The organism is Meishania litoralis (assembly GCF_042611095.1).
GTDB classification, from domain to species: Bacteria; Bacteroidota; Bacteroidia; order Flavobacteriales; family Flavobacteriaceae; genus Meishania; species Meishania litoralis.
This window is the reverse complement of sequence record NZ_JBHFPV010000002.1, coordinates 630682-646988: the sequence shown is the minus strand read 5'-3', so window position 1 is coordinate 646988 and position 16307 is coordinate 630682. Positions and strand designations below refer to the sequence as shown.

The 16307-nt window shown below is 42.3% G+C and carries 17 protein-coding genes; 14 read left to right on the top strand and 3 right to left on the bottom strand.

The window, feature by feature from the left end; genetic code table 11:
- Positions 1 to 285: 285 nt before the first annotated feature.
- Positions 286 to 1650, top strand: coding sequence for an aldehyde dehydrogenase family protein (locus ACEZ3G_RS11975; RefSeq protein ID WP_432425727.1), 1365 nt, complete (start codon positions 286 to 288; stop codon positions 1648 to 1650).
- A gap of 3 nt (positions 1651 to 1653) precedes the next feature.
- On the top strand, positions 1654 to 1956 hold the full coding sequence (locus ACEZ3G_RS11970) for a hypothetical protein (protein ID WP_432425726.1): 303 nt from the start codon (positions 1654 to 1656) through the stop codon (positions 1954 to 1956).
- Here the strand turns inward: ACEZ3G_RS11970 and ACEZ3G_RS11965 are convergent.
- From ACEZ3G_RS11965 to ACEZ3G_RS11955, 3 genes are read right to left on the bottom strand one after another with little or no spacing between them, the layout of a single operon-like run.
- Positions 1950 to 2729, bottom strand: coding sequence for an NIPSNAP family protein (locus ACEZ3G_RS11965; RefSeq protein WP_432425725.1), 780 nt, complete (start codon positions 2727 to 2729; stop codon positions 1950 to 1952). The two genes, ACEZ3G_RS11970 and ACEZ3G_RS11965, sit on opposite strands and share 7 nt — an antisense overlap.
- Before the next feature lie 14 nt (positions 2730 to 2743).
- Positions 2744 to 3655, bottom strand: a complete 912-nt coding sequence (locus ACEZ3G_RS11960) for a metallophosphatase (RefSeq protein ID WP_432425724.1) — start codon at positions 3653 to 3655, stop codon at positions 2744 to 2746.
- Entirely contained in the window at positions 3656 to 4411 is a 756-nt protein-coding gene (locus ACEZ3G_RS11955; protein ID WP_432425723.1) for a 5'-nucleotidase C-terminal domain-containing protein, read from the bottom strand.
- Between the two features lie 89 nt (positions 4412 to 4500).
- On the opposite strand from ACEZ3G_RS11955, the gene ACEZ3G_RS11950 reads away from it, so the two are divergent.
- The 12 genes from ACEZ3G_RS11950 (at position 4501) to ACEZ3G_RS11895 (ending at position 16302) form a co-directional block, all read left to right on the top strand.
- Positions 4501 to 5037: a DUF6913 domain-containing protein gene (locus ACEZ3G_RS11950; protein WP_432425722.1), complete on the top strand. Its 537-nt coding sequence runs from the start codon at positions 4501 to 4503 to the stop codon at positions 5035 to 5037.
- 4 nt (positions 5038 to 5041) lie between these two features.
- Entirely contained in the window at positions 5042 to 5932 is an 891-nt protein-coding gene (gene dapA / locus ACEZ3G_RS11945; RefSeq protein WP_432425721.1) for a 4-hydroxy-tetrahydrodipicolinate synthase, read from the top strand.
- A 190-nt stretch (positions 5933 to 6122) separates the two neighbouring features.
- Positions 6123 to 6941: an outer membrane protein assembly factor BamD gene (locus ACEZ3G_RS11940; RefSeq protein ID WP_432425720.1), complete on the top strand. Its 819-nt coding sequence runs from the start codon at positions 6123 to 6125 to the stop codon at positions 6939 to 6941.
- A 17-nt stretch (positions 6942 to 6958) separates the two neighbouring features.
- Positions 6959 to 7285: a DNA-directed RNA polymerase subunit omega gene (locus tag ACEZ3G_RS11935; RefSeq protein ID WP_432425719.1), complete on the top strand. Its 327-nt coding sequence runs from the start codon at positions 6959 to 6961 to the stop codon at positions 7283 to 7285.
- Between the two features lie 5 nt (positions 7286 to 7290).
- Positions 7291 to 8496, top strand: a complete 1206-nt coding sequence (gene coaBC / locus ACEZ3G_RS11930) for a bifunctional phosphopantothenoylcysteine decarboxylase/phosphopantothenate--cysteine ligase CoaBC (RefSeq protein WP_432425718.1) — start codon at positions 7291 to 7293, stop codon at positions 8494 to 8496.
- Positions 8489 to 9382, top strand: a complete 894-nt coding sequence (porD, locus tag ACEZ3G_RS11925; protein ID WP_432426067.1) for a type IX secretion system protein PorD — start codon at positions 8489 to 8491, stop codon at positions 9380 to 9382. The genes coaBC and porD overlap by 8 nt, the downstream gene beginning before the upstream one ends.
- A 47-nt stretch (positions 9383 to 9429) precedes the next feature.
- Complete coding sequence (gene recN, locus ACEZ3G_RS11920) at positions 9430 to 11082, top strand: DNA repair protein RecN (RefSeq protein WP_432425717.1); 1653 nt, start codon at positions 9430 to 9432, stop codon at positions 11080 to 11082.
- A gap of 118 nt (positions 11083 to 11200) precedes the next feature.
- Complete coding sequence (locus ACEZ3G_RS11915; RefSeq protein ID WP_432425716.1) at positions 11201 to 12013, top strand: enoyl-ACP reductase FabI; 813 nt, start codon at positions 11201 to 11203, stop codon at positions 12011 to 12013.
- Positions 12014 to 12089: 76 nt separating this feature from the next.
- The gene (locus ACEZ3G_RS11910; RefSeq protein ID WP_432425715.1) at positions 12090 to 13088 is read left to right on the top strand and encodes a glycosyltransferase; all 999 of its coding nucleotides are present in this window, start codon (positions 12090 to 12092) and stop codon (positions 13086 to 13088) included.
- A 118-nt stretch (positions 13089 to 13206) separates the two neighbouring features.
- Positions 13207 to 14061: a CdaR family protein gene (locus ACEZ3G_RS11905; protein WP_432425714.1), complete on the top strand. Its 855-nt coding sequence runs from the start codon at positions 13207 to 13209 to the stop codon at positions 14059 to 14061.
- Entirely contained in the window at positions 14058 to 14639 is a 582-nt protein-coding gene (gene coaE, locus ACEZ3G_RS11900; RefSeq protein ID WP_432425713.1) for a dephospho-CoA kinase, read from the top strand. The genes ACEZ3G_RS11905 and coaE overlap by 4 nt, the downstream gene beginning before the upstream one ends.
- Positions 14640 to 14721: 82 nt before the next feature.
- Positions 14722 to 16302, top strand: a complete 1581-nt coding sequence (locus ACEZ3G_RS11895) for a sensor histidine kinase (RefSeq protein ID WP_432425712.1) — start codon at positions 14722 to 14724, stop codon at positions 16300 to 16302.
- Positions 16303 to 16307: the final 5 nt, after the last annotated feature.

Sequence of the window (16307 nt, the reverse complement as noted above, 5' to 3'; positions counted from 1 at the left end):
GTTGATCTGGCCGTACAACGAACCGAAACTCTAGCGTCATGTTGAAGGTCCGATGCACTAGAATTCAAGTAATGATAATAGCAAATGAAGAATGTATTGTCACGCCGAGCCTGTCGAGGCGCAATTTATGTCGAAGCGCATCCGAAGCACGATATTAGTTTAGCGGAAATTTTGTTTAGTGAAAAAAATAAGCAGATTATGAAGCGTCCGTTAACCGATTTATCAAAGCAACCGATTATGTTTGTATAATATTTCCTTGACCATTAAAACAGTTAAAAAGAACAGATGCAAATAATAAGTCCGGCTACCGAGGAAGTCATAGCAGAATTAAAGGAAACATCAAAGGACGAATTGTCCAAAGTCATGGAATCGTTGCGTAAAGGCCAACGCCCATGGGGCCTTAAACCTGTACAAGAGCGTCTTGGATGCATCGTTCGGTTTGGGGAACTGATTCAAGAAAACGTAAACGAATTTGCCGAAATTATGACTTCAGAGACGGGTAAACCGTTGCAGCAATCACTCAATGAGATCAAGGGTGCCCAAAATCGGATCGAACATTTACGACAAAATGCGGAAAAATGGCTGGCCTCCGAAACCTTGGTCGATTCGGGAAGTACCCATGAAAAGATTGTTTACGAACCATTGGGCGTAATTGCCAATATTTCGGCCTGGAACTTTCCGTACAATGTTGGGTACAATGTGTTTCTGTATGCTTTGATGGCAGGAAATTCAGTTGTATACAAACCTTCCGAATTTGCTTCCTTGACGGGAAAGCAGTTCGAAAAATATTTATGGCAAGCTGGAATTCCGGAAAATGTATTTCAATGTGTTGTCGGCGATGGAAGTTTGGGCCAGCAGATCCTTGAAGCCGATTTGGACGGTTATTTCTTTACGGGATCCCATGCCACAGGTTTGCATATTGCCAAGACGGTGGCACACAAATTGGTTCCGGTGCAACTTGAACTGGGCGGTAAAGACCCGCTTTACGTTATGGAAGACGTAGCCGACGTAGAACAGGCCGCCATGAATGCGGCGGAAGGTGCTTTTTATAACAATGGACAAAGTTGTTGTGCCGTGGAACGTATTTATGTTTCGGATAAAATTTATGACAAATTTGTCGATGCTTTTGTCAAGGAAGTGAAATCGTATAAAATCGGAAACCCGATGGATTTGGGGACTTTTATAGGACCGTTGACCCGGAAACAACAAATTCAGGTTTTAAGGGAACAAGTCGCCGATGCAAGGGGTAAGGGGGCAACGCTATTGGTAGGAGGAAAGGAAATGGACGGCAAAGGATATTATTTTGAACCTACGGTATTATGCGATTGCACGCATGAAATGGAAGTCATGAAAGCGGAATCTTTCGGACCGATCATTGGAATCCAAAAGGTTGCTTCGGATGAGGAAGCCTTGCAATTGATGGCCGATACTGATTATGGGTTGACGGCCGCCGTATTCTCAAATGACGAACAGCGGGCGTTAAGGTTGTTGAGCGAATTGAATGTCGGTACGGCGTACTGGAATTGCTGCGACCGTGTAAGCCCTAATGTACCGTGGTCGGGCAGAAAAAATTCCGGTTTGGGGTCGACACTTTCGTCCCAGGGCATCCGTGCTTTTGTACAGCCAAAATCATTTCATTTAAGACCTTGATTTATGGAGCTGCCCGAGAATTATTCCGAGTTTCAAGATTCGTTATCCGAGCAAAACCCTTCCAATAACTGGCCCGAAGGCCTAAAAGCCCTATGGCATGAAGCCAAAGGCGATTGGGAAGCCTCACATGATATTGCCCAAGAAATGCAAAGTACTCTCGGCAGTTGGATCCATGCCTATCTGCACCGAAAGGAAGGCGATGAATGGAACGCCGGCTATTGGTACCGCAGGGCCGGAAGGCCTTTTCCGAAAATTACTTTGGAACAAGAACTTCAAACGTTGGTCGAATTTGTTCTATATCAATAATCGGAATACTCGGTAGGGTAAAGAAAGGTCTGTTCGTTGCGCGAAACGGTATTCTGGTATTTGGGCATTACCTTCAATTTGCCCCATTCTGGCGAGTCTACGAAATTTTTCCAATTGGTATCTCGTATTTCTTGGTTTTCGTGGGTCGTCATGTACATCAAATTGGGCATTCGACTTCCGGACAATACTTCGGCATAAAAAACCGCATTGAAACCCAACCGATCGAACAGTTTTACTTCCCCACCGGCATTGAACATATCCACTTTTTTACGATAGAGGTCCTCAGTGGCCCCTTCGTAACTCCTTAGCTCATAAATACGGTCTTTTCGAGGCCCGTCGAGTTTCGAAGGTTCCATGATCGGCATTTCTACAAATGCCCGCATCAGTATGGATTGAATTCGGTTGTAGGGCGCCTTATCGTGGGCTGCAGTCAGATAAGCACTTCCATCCTTTTGAAACTTTTCGTCGTCCATGATGGCATCTTCGTAAAGACCGAATTGCACCAATGAGTTGAAGGGAATCAGAACATAGGTTTTTTTAGGGGTGACCGAATCGGTAGCCCTGGGTTTAAAAACGCCGATCGGGCCAATGTCCAATTTCTTGAGTGCGGGCATAAAGGCATCTTTTAAAAAGGCATCGGTTCTTTTCATTTGCTCATCGGTATCGAATGAATACACTTTGAGCTGATAGTACTGTCGATTTGCATTCTGGTGCTGTGCGAAGCTAAAAAAACAGGTTGCGGTAATGATTGCGAGTAATGCTTTGGTTTTCATAATACGGGTTTGTTTTAAACTATTATTCGGGTTCCGTTAGCGGATATGTTCTTTGCTGCATCGAAATAAAAATCGACCCGGCCTAAATTAATTCCAAAACAGCCAACTTGGTTGACGAGTACATCATTTCCGATCTGATTTTTTACCACGGTCGGCCTTTCCAAAAAAGTATGGGTATGGCCACCGATGATCAGGTCGGTATATTTCGTCTTGGTCGCCAATTTAATGTCGCTGGGCCTATCTTCGTTTTTGTATTCGTAGCCGATATGCGAAAGACAGATGATGAGGTCACATTTTTCTTCGGTTTTTAAAATGCGCTCCATATCCTGCGCTACGGGGTAGGGATGAACATATTTGGTTTCTTTGAAAAGAGACTCCGATACCAAGCCTTTTAACTGAATGCCTAGCCCGTAAACTCCCACTTTAATACCATCTGCGAAATAGGTTTCCCATGGTTTTACATGTCCTGCCATCAAGGTATTGGTGAAATCGTAGTTGGCAGAGAGCAATTTGAATTTGGCATGCGGTAATTGCGCCGCCAATCCTTCAACCCCGTTGTCAAAATCATGGTTTCCGATGGTGGCCGCATCGTATTTAAGTTTGCTCATTAACTTGAACTCGAGCTCGCCGCCATAAAAATTAAAATAGGGTGTACCTTGAAAAATATCCCCGGCATCGAAAAGCAAGGTATTCGGATTTTCTTGGCGTATACTTTCTACCAAACTGGCCCTGCGTGCCAGTCCACCTAGGTTGGCGAATTGTGAGTGGTCCTTGGGGAAGGGGTCGATATGGCTGTGCACGTCGTTCGTGTGCAGAATCGTGATTTTTTTGACAGTTTCCTGATTACAGGAAGCAACTGATAATCCTCCCAAACCGATAAATAAGGAAGCTGTCGAGGTGCGATCTAAAAAAGTCCTTCTATCCATTTATATGCCGAGTTTATAGAAACGGTCGTCAATCTTGGGCGCGATCGTATCAACCTTTTTAAAATGATCGATCATGGCATTTCGTATCAAGTAGTCGGTATCCGTAATGCGGACGGCTTCTTTAAAGAAACCCATATTATCGCCGCCGGTAACAAGGTAGTTGGAAGTCGCTATATGATAGGTGCGTTCCGTATCCAAAGGTTTGCCCTGTATTTTGAACGATTTCAGCGCACCACTTTTGTTCAGTACGACCTGAATACCCGAAATCGGATGCGCCCTTTTTGAGTTCATTAGATATTTTACGAGTTTTTCGACCGATTTCCCGGTTAGGTCCACAACAACGATCGTGTTTTCGAAAGGCATTACCTCAAAAGCCGTCCTGGCCGAAACCTTTCCTTTCGAAATGATCGAACGAATGCCACCATGGTTCAATAGTACAAAATCCAATTCATTACCGGTTCTTGCTTTGTAAATGGGGTTGGCCGCTTCAAAGACAATATCGGCCATTAAATTGCCGGCCGTTGTATTGTACTTACCATCATCTTTGGTAATCATTGTTGGTGCGTAAGCAAGGGTGCTGTCCAAGACTTCATTGATTCGATTGTGATAAGGTAGTATGAAACCTTCGATCGAATCATTTGCGACCAAGGTACTGTCGACACTTAATTGATGGGCCTCGATTTCGGTCAAGGCATATGGACTTTGTTTGCAGGAACACAACCCAATAAATGTTATGATTATAACAAAATGTTTCATTTTTAAAATCAATCTCCTTTTTATCTTAGCCGCAGATTGCAGAGGGATATTCTTTACATTTGTAAGTGAGCTTATAAACGTAAAAATACATGTTTAAGGGAATAAAAGATAAGTTAAAGTACAAATCTGGACTTAAATTCTTAAAACAGGAACTTAGCAAACCGATAGGGGCGGTTGATCGTAGTCATGGTATTAAATCCGTTGGTTGCATTGTAGATATGGACAAGTTCGAAGACACCGACCTTTTTTATCAGTTTCAGGAAGAATATTCGCTGAGGCCCAACGCCGTCAAGATTATTGGCTATAAAAGTTATTACGATAAGAATTCACCGTATTCGACCCCTGTTTTTTCAGATAAGGACCTTGGGTGGAACGGAGCCATAGAGAACAGTTATGCGCTTGAGTTTTTAAGTAGGGAATATGATTTGTTGGTAAATTATTATACCGGGGAAAATTTGTTGATCCAATTGATGAGTATACAGACCAAGGCACGCTTCAGGGTTGGTTTCAAAGATGTTGACCAGCATTATAACGATTTGATCCTTAACGTTCCGATAAACGATTTTAAAACATTCAAGTCTGAATTGAAAAAGTATTTATACGTACTTGACGAAATAAAGAATTAAAGGTATGGAACAGCTTGTGGGTACCGGTGTTGCTTTGATTACCCCGTTCAAAGAAGATTTTTCGGTAGATACCGATGCACTCGTACGCATTGTGGAATATTGTATCGATGGTAGCGTTGATTATTTGGTCGTTTTGGGTACGACCGGCGAATCGGTCACCCTTACTAAAACGGAAAAACAATTGGTCATCGATACCGTTATCGCCGCAAATGCAGGTCGTTTGCCCTTGGTATTAGGTGTTGGGGGTAATAATACAATGGCCATTATAGACGAATTGCAGACATTGGATCTAGACGCGTTCAATGCCATATTGTCGGTTAGTCCCTACTACAACAAGCCTACACAAGAGGGTATTTACCAGCACTTCAGGGCTATTTCCGCCGCTTCGCCGATACCGATAATTTTGTATAATGTTCCTGGTCGAACCGGCAGTAATATGTCACCGGAGACCACCTTGCGTTTGGCCAATGATTTTGCCAATATCGTGGCCATAAAGGAAGCTTCGGGCGATATGGATCAGATTGCCGAAATAATTGGAAGGAAACCGAGTAGTTTCCATGTAATTTCCGGAGATGACTCCACAGCATTGCCCACGGTTTTAAGTGGTGGTTCTGGCGTAATCTCAGTTTTGGGGCAGGGACTGCCGATAGAACTAAGTACGATGATACGTTTGGGTCTAGCCGGTGAAGTTGATGCCGCCCAAAAATTGCAATCCGACATTAAAGAAGGTATGAGCTTGATTTTTGAGGAAGGAAACCCGGCAGGTATAAAAGCGATATTTGAATTGCTCGGCCTTTCGCGGGCCACGGTTCGACTACCTTTGGTCGAGGCCACTGCGCATTTGAAACAAAAAATCGAAACTTTCGTTAAACCGTTTGTCAAAGTACACTCTTAGTGGCCGTGCCGGCCAATCGAGAATTAAACCGTTCGAAGGCACATTTTCACTGACTTTTATTGAGATAGTGCGCCTAACGTTAAATCTTAGCCAAAAGCGTTGTTCTGTATTCATTAAGACTTATTTTAGTGGATTGATTTTGTTTTTTTAATCGGCTGATTATCCGTAATTTTGCAAAATGTTTTTTAAAATGAAGCCACTCTTTCTTTTTTTATCCCTAATCCTGTTTTTGGGCTCTTGCAGCGAATATCAGAAAGTGCTCAAAAATGAAGATATTAAAGCGAAATATGAACTTGCCCAAAGTTTGTACGAAGAAGAAGACTTTAAACGTTCGAATCGTTTGTTCGAACAGATCGCTCCAAAATACATAGGCAAACCCCAGGGTGAGCGGGTGATGTTTTTTTTGGCCGAAACTTATTTTCAGCGAAAGGACTATAACATGGCAGGGTATCAGTTCGAGCGTTTTATCAAGTCGTATCCTAAAAGTGAAAAAGTACTCGAAGCCGCTTTCTATGGAGCTTCAAGTTACTATGAGCTTTCGCCCGAATACTCATTGGACCAAACAGATACCGATAAGGCGTTGACCAAACTTCAAACCTTTATCAATACCTATCCGGATTCCGAGTTTTTCGAAGAGGCGAATTTAATGGCAAAGGAGTTGACCATTAAGAAGGAGAAAAAAGCATTTGAGATAGCAAGACAGTTCAATAAGATAGGTGAATTCGATTATACCTTCTTGACACCCGCGGTGACGGCATTCGACAATTTTGTATCCGACAACCCAGGTTCCATTTATCAAGAGGCGGCACTTTTCTACAAATTGGAAGCCGCTTCGAGACTGGCCCTGAATAGTTCTGAGCGCTTAAAACAAGAAAGGCTGGAGCATGCAAAGACCGCCTATTTGAAGCTAAAAAAACAATATCCAGAAACCGCTTATGGAAAGCAGGCCGATAAATGGCTTGAAAGAATAGAGCGCGATTCGCAAGGTTATACCGAAGTATCAAAATAAAAACAATCACAACAATAATGAACGATCTAAAAAATTCAAAAGCACCTGTTTCTACCGTGACGGTAAATAGAAACGAGTTTGATCAAAAGACCGAGAATATTTACGAGGCGATTTCGATAACCGCAAAAAGGGCGGTGCAAATAAATTCCGAGATCAAAAAAGAACTTTTGGAAAAACTTGAAGAGTTTGCGACTTATAGTGACAGTCTTGAAGAAGTGTTCGAGAACAAAGAACAAATCGAGGTTTCAAAGTTTTACGAAAAATTGCCCAAACCACATGCAATGGCGGTAGAAGAGTGGTTAAACGATAAAATCTACCACAGGAATACCGAGAAAGACGCTTAGAATTTATGTTGGGCGGAAAGAACATCCTTTTAGGAATTACCGGGGGGATTGCCGCCTATAAAACAACGTTTCTCGTTCGTTTACTGATAAAAGCTGGTGCGAATGTCAAGGTAATCTTGACAGAGAGTGCCAGCTCTTTTGTTTCGCCATTGACCTTGGCCACATTATCCAAGAACCCTGTGCTTACCTCTTTTGTAAAAGAGGAAGATAACAGCATCGATTGGAACAATCATGTGGAACTCGGTCTTTGGGCGGATCTGATGCTCATTGCCCCGGCCACCGCCAATACACTTTCTAAAATGGCCAATGGTACTTGTGATAACCTTTTACTTGCCGTTTATCTTTCTGCAAAATGTCCCGTATTTTTTGCCCCTGCGATGGATCTCGACATGTACAAACACAAGTCTACCAAAGTTTCATTCGAAAAATTGCAATCCTATGGAAACACCATGATTGCCGCTACTTCCGGTGAACTGGCTAGCGGGTTGATTGGCGAAGGGCGAATGGCCGAACCCGAGGATATCGTAAGTTTTCTGCAGGATTATCTTTCAAAAGGACTTCCTTTAAAGGGAAAGCAGGTAATGATCACCGCCGGACCGACGTATGAGCCGATAGACCCGGTTCGCTTTATAGGAAACCACTCTTCGGGTAAAATGGGATACGAATTGGCCAAAGTCTCAGCGAATCTTGGTGCCAAGGTCGTATTGATTTCCGGGCCTTCAAATTTATCCATCGAAAACGATGACGTCACATTGATCAATGTGATATCGGGGGAAGAAATGTTTCAGGCCGCACATGATCATTTTAATGATTCAGACATTGTAATATGTGCCGCTGCCGTGGCCGATTACCGTCCGAAAGAGGTAGCGGGCCAGAAAATAAAGAAAAAGGAGGACCGATTTTCCATTGAATTGGTCAAGAACAAGGACATCTTATTATCCTTAGGAGAGATAAAGAAAAAACAATTTTTGGTCGGATTCGCCCTAGAGACCGAAAATGAAATTGAAAATGCCAAGGGCAAGCTAAAAAGAAAGAACCTCGATGCCATCGTTTTGAACTCAATGAACGACTCTGGTGCCGGTTTTGGTGGCGACACCAATAAAATTACCTTTATAGACAAGAATTTGCAGATAAAACCGTTTGATTTAAAAACCAAGGAGGCGGTTGCCTTTGACATTTTAAATGAAATTCTCGAAAGACTCAATGCGTAGCTTGTTTTCAGCACTTTTTTGCTTCCTATGCGTACTTGGCCTTAGTGCCCAAGAGCTGAATTGTGTGGTCACTGTTAATTCGGACCAGGTTTCGCAGACCAACCAACAGATTTTCAAAACCCTTGAGCGCTCATTGAACGATCTTGTCAACAAGAATAAATGGACCAATCGCGTCTATAAGGAAAACGAACGGGTCAACGCACAAATGTTCATCACGATTACGGAATTTGAATCGAACCGCTTTAGGGGAACGTTACAGATACAATCTTCGCGGCCTGTTTATAATACTTCATATGAATCGCCTGTTTTCAACTATAAGGACAACAAACTGAGCTTTGAGTACATTGAATTCCAGCCTTTGGTCTTTAACGAAAATGTTTATGAATCGAATTTAGTGAGCGTCATCGCCTATTATGTTTATGTGATTTTAGGCTTGGATGCCGATACTTTTGCTTTGGAAGGAGGAACAGAGTACTTTCGAACCGCACAGAAAATCGTAACCCAGGCTCAGGGAAACAATGCCGTTGGATGGAGCCATACGGCTGATAATGACCGTAGTCGATTCGATTTGATAGACAATCTGATGTCGAATACCTATCGCGAATATCGGGTCGCCATGTACAATTATCACAGAAAGGGACTCGATATCTTGGGTGACAACAACAGTACCGGAAAACAAGTTGTGGCCGGTACGATGAGGCTTTTTGAAACGATGATCAAGAGAAGGCCCAATGCATTTTTGATTTCCACGTTCTTTGATGCCAAATCGGATGAAATACGTAATATATTTTCCGACGGCCCAAAGGTGGATATCGTGCAGCTCAAGGAAACCCTGAACAATGTCGCTCCCTTATATTCCACCACTTGGAACGAAATAAAATATTGACCCGATTTTACATTACTTCATTATCTTTACGGCACTAATTTTTATTCGTGCTTGCAAACCTTTCCATTAAGAATTATGCCTTGATCGACCACCTGAATGTTCGGTTCGATAAAGGCTTTACGGTAATTACCGGAGAGACGGGTGCGGGAAAATCCGTTCTCTTGGGAGGGCTATCCTTGGTGCTCGGTAACCGGGCCGATCTTTCCACTTTGCGCGATACATCACAAAAGTGTATTGTCGAGGCAGAGTTCGATATTCAAAATTATGTGCTAAAACCGTTTTTTGAGGAAAACGATCTAGACTATGAAGGCCGAACGATCATTCGGCGCGAGATTCTCGGTAGCGGAAAATCAAGGGCCTTTATCAACGATACTCCGGTTACATTGGATATTCTCTCGAGGCTGGGCGATCGGTTGATCGATGTACACTCGCAACACCAAACCCTTCAATTGGCCGAAAACGACTTTCAATTAAGACTGATCGATGCCTTGGCGAACAATAAAGACCTGTTAAAAGAGTGTTCCGTTTCGCTGCGGGCCTATAACGAAACATCAAGAAAACTGAATCAACTTATTGAATATCAGTCAAATGCAATAAAAGAACTGGACTATAATAGTTTTCTCTTGGATGAACTTGAAAAAGCCCCGCTTAAAGCAGGAATTCTAGAAGAGTTGGAGGATCAGTATGAGCAGTTGAGCAATGTGGAGACCATCATGGAGCAGCTTTCAAAAGGGTATCGGTTGTTGAACGATGAGCAGATGGGGGTATTGAGTGCCCTATCTGAACTAAAACAGGTTTCCGCTAAACTTTCGGGTTTTGGTTCGCGCTATGGCCAGTTGAATGAGAGAATTCAATCCATTTTCATAGAGGTTGACGATTTGGCCGAAGGATTTTCAACCCTTGAAGATGGAGTCGAGGCCAACCCCATCTTGATGGAAGAGGTAAATTCAAAGTTGCAGTTGCTTCATGATCTGTTCAAGAAACACGGGGTCGCCACAATTGAAGAACTTTTGACGATCAAGCAAGACCTACAAGAAAAAGTTGGTGCCACGGTAGATCTTGAATCAAGAATAGAGACTTTGCAAGACGAGTTGAAATCCTTTGAGAAAAAGCTCGAAGGGGTATCCCTTCTATTGAGAGAGAAAAGAAACAAGGTAATTCCCGAGCTTAAGAGACAGCTTGAAGTTGATTTGAAGCAATTGGGTATGCCCAATGCTCAATTTAAGATTGAGATCAGTCCTTCAAAACATTTTAAGGCCAATGGTAAAGATGATCTGTCTTTCCTGTTTTCCGCCAACAAGGGCACAGCATTTGGCGAATTGAAAAAAGTGGCATCAGGGGGTGAGCTTTCGCGTATCATGCTCGTTATCAAATCGATTCTTTCCAAATATGAGAATTTGCCCACCATGATGTTCGACGAGATCGACACGGGCGTTTCGGGTGAGATTTCCAATCGTATGGGCGAGATTATGGCCGAGATGAGCAAGACTATGCAAGTGTTCAGCATAACACATCTGCCCCAGGTCGCTTCGAAGGGCCATTATCATTTCAAGGTGTATAAAGATGATGATTCCGATAAGACCAATACCAAAGTGAAGCGATTGAACGATGACGAAAGAGTGGTTGAATTGGCCGAAATGTTGGGAGGAAAGAATCTTTCCGATTCGGCCCTGGCCCATGCTAGGCAGTTATTGAACTAGTTCTGACCGTATTGAATTTTGAGGTCGATGTTTGAGCTATTTCTAATCTTGGCATGGCTGGAACACCTAATTAATTTTAATATCTTTGAGGCTATCTAAACCATAACAGACCTATAACATGGCATACGACTTACTTAAAGGAAAAAGAGGGATTATTTTTGGAGCACTTGACTCGAACTCCATTGCATGGAAAACTGCCGAGCGCGTTCACGAAGAAGGGGGCAAGTTCGTGTTGACGAATGCTCCTATCGCCATGCGCATGGGGCAGATAAAGGAATTGGCCCAAAAAACCGGTTCCGAGATAATTCCAGCTGATGCCACTAGCGAAGATGATTTGGGCAACTTGGTAAACGAATCGGTTAAAATATTGGGCGGAAAACTTGATTTTGTGCTGCATTCGATCGGTATGTCGGTCAACGTTAGAAAAGGTAGGGCCTATACGGATCAGAACTATGATTTTTCACATAAGGGATGGGATATCTCGGCACTTTCGTTTCACCGGGTCATGCAGACATTGTTCAAGGCCGATGCGATGAACGAGTGGGGCAGTATCGTGGCCTTGACCTATATGGCCGCACAAAGAACTTTTCCAGATTATAATGATATGGCCGACAATAAGGCCTATTTGGAATCTGTGGCCCGAAGTTTTGGCTATTTTTTCGGCAAGGAGAAAAAAGTCAGGGTCAATACCATATCACAGTCACCAACGCCGACCACTGCCGGTCAGGGCGTCAAAGGTTTCGATGGGTTCATTACCTATGCCGATAAAATGTCTCCTTTGGGCAATGCCACTGCCTTGGAATGTGCCGATTACACCGTTACGTTGTTTTCAGATCTGACCAAAAAGGTTACCATGCAGAACTTGTTTCATGATGGTGGTTTTTCCAATACCGGGGTCAGTAAGGAGGTCATGGATAATTTTACGGAGTAATTTTGACCAGGTCTTCCGTAGCCTACGGATTTATTTTACGAAGTTAAAATAGTGCCAGCACATACCCAGTTGTTTTATGGAACTATCCTTTTCCTTTATCATTCCCGTTTACAATAGACCTGAGGAAATCAGGGAGTTATTGGATAGTCTTGTCGATCAAAGCTATGAAAAACACTTTGAAGTCGTAATTGTTGAGGATGGATCTACCGTTGATTCCCATGATGTGGTCAAGTCGTTCGGTGATAGGCTGAATATTTCCTATTACCAAAAACCGAATTCGGGTCCGGGAGATTCCAGAAACTACGGCATGCAGCGGGCAAAAGGCAATTATTTTGTCGTGCTCGATTCCGACTGTATTTTACCGCCCCAATATTTAGTGGAAGCCGAGAGGTCGCTCTTAAAAGAATTTGTTCATTGCTATGGCGGGCCAGATGCGGCCCATTGCACTTTTACCAATGTGCAGAAAGCCATCAATTACGCCATGACATCTGTCTTGACTACCGGGGGTATACGGGGTAATAAGAATTCCGTCGGTAAGTTTCAACCTAGAAGCTTCAATATGGGTATTTCAAAAACGGCCTTTGAGCATGTCGGTGGTTACGGAAACATTCATCCTGGTGAGGATCCTGATCTGACCATACGTATTTGGAACAAGGGCTATGACACCAAATTGATACCCGAAGCTTTTGTTTATCATAAACGTCGTATTGATTGGAACAAATTCTTTATCCAAGTAAATAAATTCGGAATGGTAAGGCCAATTTTGAACAAATGGCACCCGGGTACCGCAAAAATCACTTATTGGTTTCCGACCTTGTTCTCTGCCGGGTCGTTGTTGGCACTCTTATTGATTTTCTTTCTTATTTATTGGCCGATCTATGTTTACCTTGCTTTCTATTTATTGATTTTTTTAGATGCCCTGCATAAGAACAAAAACCTTTGGGTAGCGTTATTATCGATAATTGCGGTTAGCATACAGTTTTTTGGTTACGGTTATGGCTTTATTAAGTCAACTATAAGGCTTAACTTTAGTAGAAGAACTCCCGAAGAATTGTTTCCAAAACTATTCTTCTAAAGATTGTGGAAACTTGATACGCAAAGTTGAAAAAGTACTGAAAAGGCGAAGGGTCAAATTATTTTTGATATTCCTAATATGTTCAAGTCTTGCTTGGTTCATCAGTCAACTTTCAGAAATGTACACTAGTTCGTCGGTTTTTAGGTTGAATTTTGTAAATACGCCCAAGGATTTTTTATTGGTCGACGCCACGAAGAACAGGGTCGATGTTAGATTAAGGGCCAGTGGTTTTCAGTTGCTCGGGTTCAATGTCAAGAGCAAAAAAGTCGATATCGATATTTCGAATTTACAGCGATCAGACAATAGGTCCTTTATTCCTGCAGAGGTGTACCGTCGGCAAATTGAAAAACAGTTATCCAATTCAATGACCTTGTTGGAAATGGATGATAGCCCGATTTATTTCGACCTTAGGAAACTGAAAAGCAAGAAGGTATTGGTTAAACCAACGATAAAAATGAATTTGCCACAAAATTACCTTTTGGACGGCGAGCTATCGATAACGCCCGAATCCATTACCCTAAAAGGCCCTGCGAACGAAATCGATACCATCGAGGCAGCTCGTACCGGCACTTTGGATTTAGGCAATTTGAGGACCGATTTTTCCAAGGAAGTTATGGTCAAAAAGTCTGACAAGTTGGTCAATACGACCTATTCTGCGACCAAAGTATTGATCAAGGGCAAGGTCGCCCGATTTTCGGAAAAGATCATAAAAGTACCTATCAAGGTGGTCAATCTACCAAGTAGAACCGAGATTAGAACGTTTCCTGATCAGGTGTCGGTTTTGTTGAAAGGTAAGATTGAACTTTTAAAAAGTATAGAGAGTGCTGATTTTCAGGTTGTTGGCGACTTTGAAGAAATAGGTGGTCGCTCATCGAATGTACTTCCGATCAGGATCGTCGAGAGTCCAAAGAACCTTTACAGTGCAAGATTAAGTGAATCACATGTCGAATTCATACTAAACCGTATACCATGATAGTCGGTCTGACCGGGGGAATAGGCAGTGGTAAATCGACGGTGGCAGAGCAGTTCGAGGCATTGGGCATTCCTGTTTACGAGTCTGACCGTATGGCCAAAAAGCTTATGAAATCCTCAAAAAAATTGAGAAGAGCGATTATAGAAATCATTGGCCAAAAAGCTTATGATGATAAAAAACTGAATACGGCCTATATAGCACAAAAAGTGTTCAATGACCCTGAACTGCTCGCAAAACTCAATGCAATAGTACATCCTGCGGTACGCAGACATTTTTTAAAATGGCGTGAGAAGCAACATTCTCCTTATGTAATCCAAGAGAATGCCATTATCTTTGAGACCGGTTCCCAAGATTTTTACGACAAGATAGTTTTGGTCACCGCACCGCTCGATCTTCGAATCAGTAGAGTATTGAGCAGGGATAATATTTCTAAAGAAGACCTGCTAGCAAGAATCAACAATCAGTTGAACGACTCTGAAAAAATTTCCTTGGCCGATTATGTAATCGAGAATATCGACCTCAATAAAACCAAGGATAAAACTGAAGAGATACATAGGCTTCTGCTTGAATATATCTAGGTTTTTGAGATTTTAACATTTTTGTTAAGGTTAGGTTAAACGTACGATTTGCTATATGCGAAATCTTTAATTTTACTTGAAGATGAATAAGAGGTTGTTTATTCTGTTGGTAATATTGATGAGCCTCTCACTTATCGGCATAATTTTCGTACAAGGATTCTGGATAAAGCAATCCGTCGAGGATAAGGAAGAAAGTTTCTCAAGAACGGTATCAGAAGTACTCATAACGGTAACCGATAAGATCGCGAAAAGGGAAACAAGGGATTATGTCGATAGGTATCTCAGTGTAAAAGACAGTATCGGAGAGCCGACATCGGGTAAGATAAGTACGTTCATGTACGTGGAGCAAGATCTCAATTCGAATGAGATCGAGCTGTATCAGCATGGTATTTTAGAAGAAGATTATAATATAACCTCAACGTTCTTTGATAACGGTAGTGGTTTTGATACCACTACGATTAAGAATTATTCCAGCAAGCGCACTAAGGTTACGCTCAAAGAAGATTATGGCTTGGACGGCCGATCGTACAAGTTGACACCATTGCAGAAGATTGAAAAGATAGGGGGGTGGTCAAAATTGGAAAAAGCCCAGTTCGAAGATGTTTTTAGTGAACATGCGAAGAAAGTGCCTATCCATAAACGGGTTTCCAAGCAAGAAATCGATTTGTTGCTCGCCAACGAACTTACAAATAGAAATCTGAAGCTAGATTTCGAATACGGAGTTTACAGCAATGGTCTGCCGACCAAAGTCAAATCGCCAAAATTCAAGCCGACGATATCGACCATATACAAGGCACCGCTTTTCAGGGACAGTGAAGGAGCCTCAAATTTTGATTTGCTGATTTCTTTCCCGAAAAAGAAAAAGTTCTTGCTGCGGTCCATTCTGAGAATGGCTTTGTTGTCGCTGTTGTTTACCCTGATTATCGTGGTAGCCTATTCAGGCGCCATCTATCAGCTCATCCGGCAGAAGCAGATTTCAGAGATAAAGTCCGATTTTATCAATAACATGACCCATGAGTTCAAAACCCCCATTGCGACCATTAACCTAGCGGTAGAAGCGATTCGAAACCCTAAGATAATCGAGGACAAAGATAAAGTGATACGTTATTTGCAGATGATAAGGGACGAGAACAAACGTATGCATGCCCAGGTGGAAAATGTTTTGAGAATATCGAAGTTGGAAAAGAACCAGCTTGATATAAGTAAGGACAGGGTCGATGTGCACGACATCATACATGATGCCATAACCCATGTAGAACTTATCGTAGCCGATAGGGGCGGGTATGTTGAAACACATCTAGAAGCAGAAAGAACAGAGGTTCTGGCCAATGATATGCATTTTACGAACGTACTGGTGAACATACTTGACAATGCGGTAAAATACTCAGAACAAGCACCTAAAATCGATGTTTATACCGAGGTTGTAAAAAACAATATCATAATAAAGATAAAGGATCAAGGTGCTGGTATGGGCAAGGCGGTCTTAAAAAAAGTATTTGAGAAGTTCTATCGAGAACATACGGGAAACATACACAACGTCAAGGGTCATGGCCTAGGTCTGGCCTACGTGAAAAAAATAATTGAAGATCATCAAGGGGAAGTTTATGCTGAAAGCGAAAAAGGGAAAGGAAGTACTTTTTTCATTAAACTGCCCTTAATATAAAAACT

What these genes read in the sequence shown, in the direction of transcription:
- porD (WP_432426067.1), top strand. Translation starts at nt 8,489, where the DNA reads ATGCGTAGCTTGTTTTCAGCACTTTTTTGCTTCCTATGCGTACTTGGC.
- ACEZ3G_RS11975 (WP_432425727.1), top strand. Translation starts at nt 286, where the DNA reads ATGCAAATAATAAGTCCGGCTACCGAGGAAGTCATAGCAGAATTAAAG.
- ACEZ3G_RS11960 (WP_432425724.1), bottom strand. Translation starts at nt 3,655, where the DNA reads ATGGATAGAAGGACTTTTTTAGATCGCACCTCGACAGCTTCCTTATTT.
- ACEZ3G_RS11950 (WP_432425722.1), top strand. Translation starts at nt 4,501, where the DNA reads ATGTTTAAGGGAATAAAAGATAAGTTAAAGTACAAATCTGGACTTAAA.
- ACEZ3G_RS11940 (WP_432425720.1), top strand. Translation starts at nt 6,123, where the DNA reads ATGAAGCCACTCTTTCTTTTTTTATCCCTAATCCTGTTTTTGGGCTCT.
- ACEZ3G_RS11965 (WP_432425725.1), bottom strand. Translation starts at nt 2,729, where the DNA reads ATGAAAACCAAAGCATTACTCGCAATCATTACCGCAACCTGTTTTTTT.
- dapA (WP_432425721.1), top strand. Translation starts at nt 5,042, where the DNA reads ATGGAACAGCTTGTGGGTACCGGTGTTGCTTTGATTACCCCGTTCAAA.
- ACEZ3G_RS11970 (WP_432425726.1), top strand. Translation starts at nt 1,654, where the DNA reads ATGGAGCTGCCCGAGAATTATTCCGAGTTTCAAGATTCGTTATCCGAG.
- coaBC (WP_432425718.1), top strand. Translation starts at nt 7,291, where the DNA reads ATGTTGGGCGGAAAGAACATCCTTTTAGGAATTACCGGGGGGATTGCC.
- ACEZ3G_RS11935 (WP_432425719.1), top strand. Translation starts at nt 6,959, where the DNA reads ATGAACGATCTAAAAAATTCAAAAGCACCTGTTTCTACCGTGACGGTA.
- ACEZ3G_RS11910 (WP_432425715.1), top strand. Translation starts at nt 12,090, where the DNA reads ATGGAACTATCCTTTTCCTTTATCATTCCCGTTTACAATAGACCTGAG.
- ACEZ3G_RS11895 (WP_432425712.1), top strand. Translation starts at nt 14,722, where the DNA reads ATGAATAAGAGGTTGTTTATTCTGTTGGTAATATTGATGAGCCTCTCA.
- ACEZ3G_RS11915 (WP_432425716.1), top strand. Translation starts at nt 11,201, where the DNA reads ATGGCATACGACTTACTTAAAGGAAAAAGAGGGATTATTTTTGGAGCA.
- ACEZ3G_RS11955 (WP_432425723.1), bottom strand. Translation starts at nt 4,411, where the DNA reads ATGAAACATTTTGTTATAATCATAACATTTATTGGGTTGTGTTCCTGC.
- ACEZ3G_RS11905 (WP_432425714.1), top strand. Translation starts at nt 13,207, where the DNA reads ATGTACACTAGTTCGTCGGTTTTTAGGTTGAATTTTGTAAATACGCCC.
- coaE (WP_432425713.1), top strand. Translation starts at nt 14,058, where the DNA reads ATGATAGTCGGTCTGACCGGGGGAATAGGCAGTGGTAAATCGACGGTG.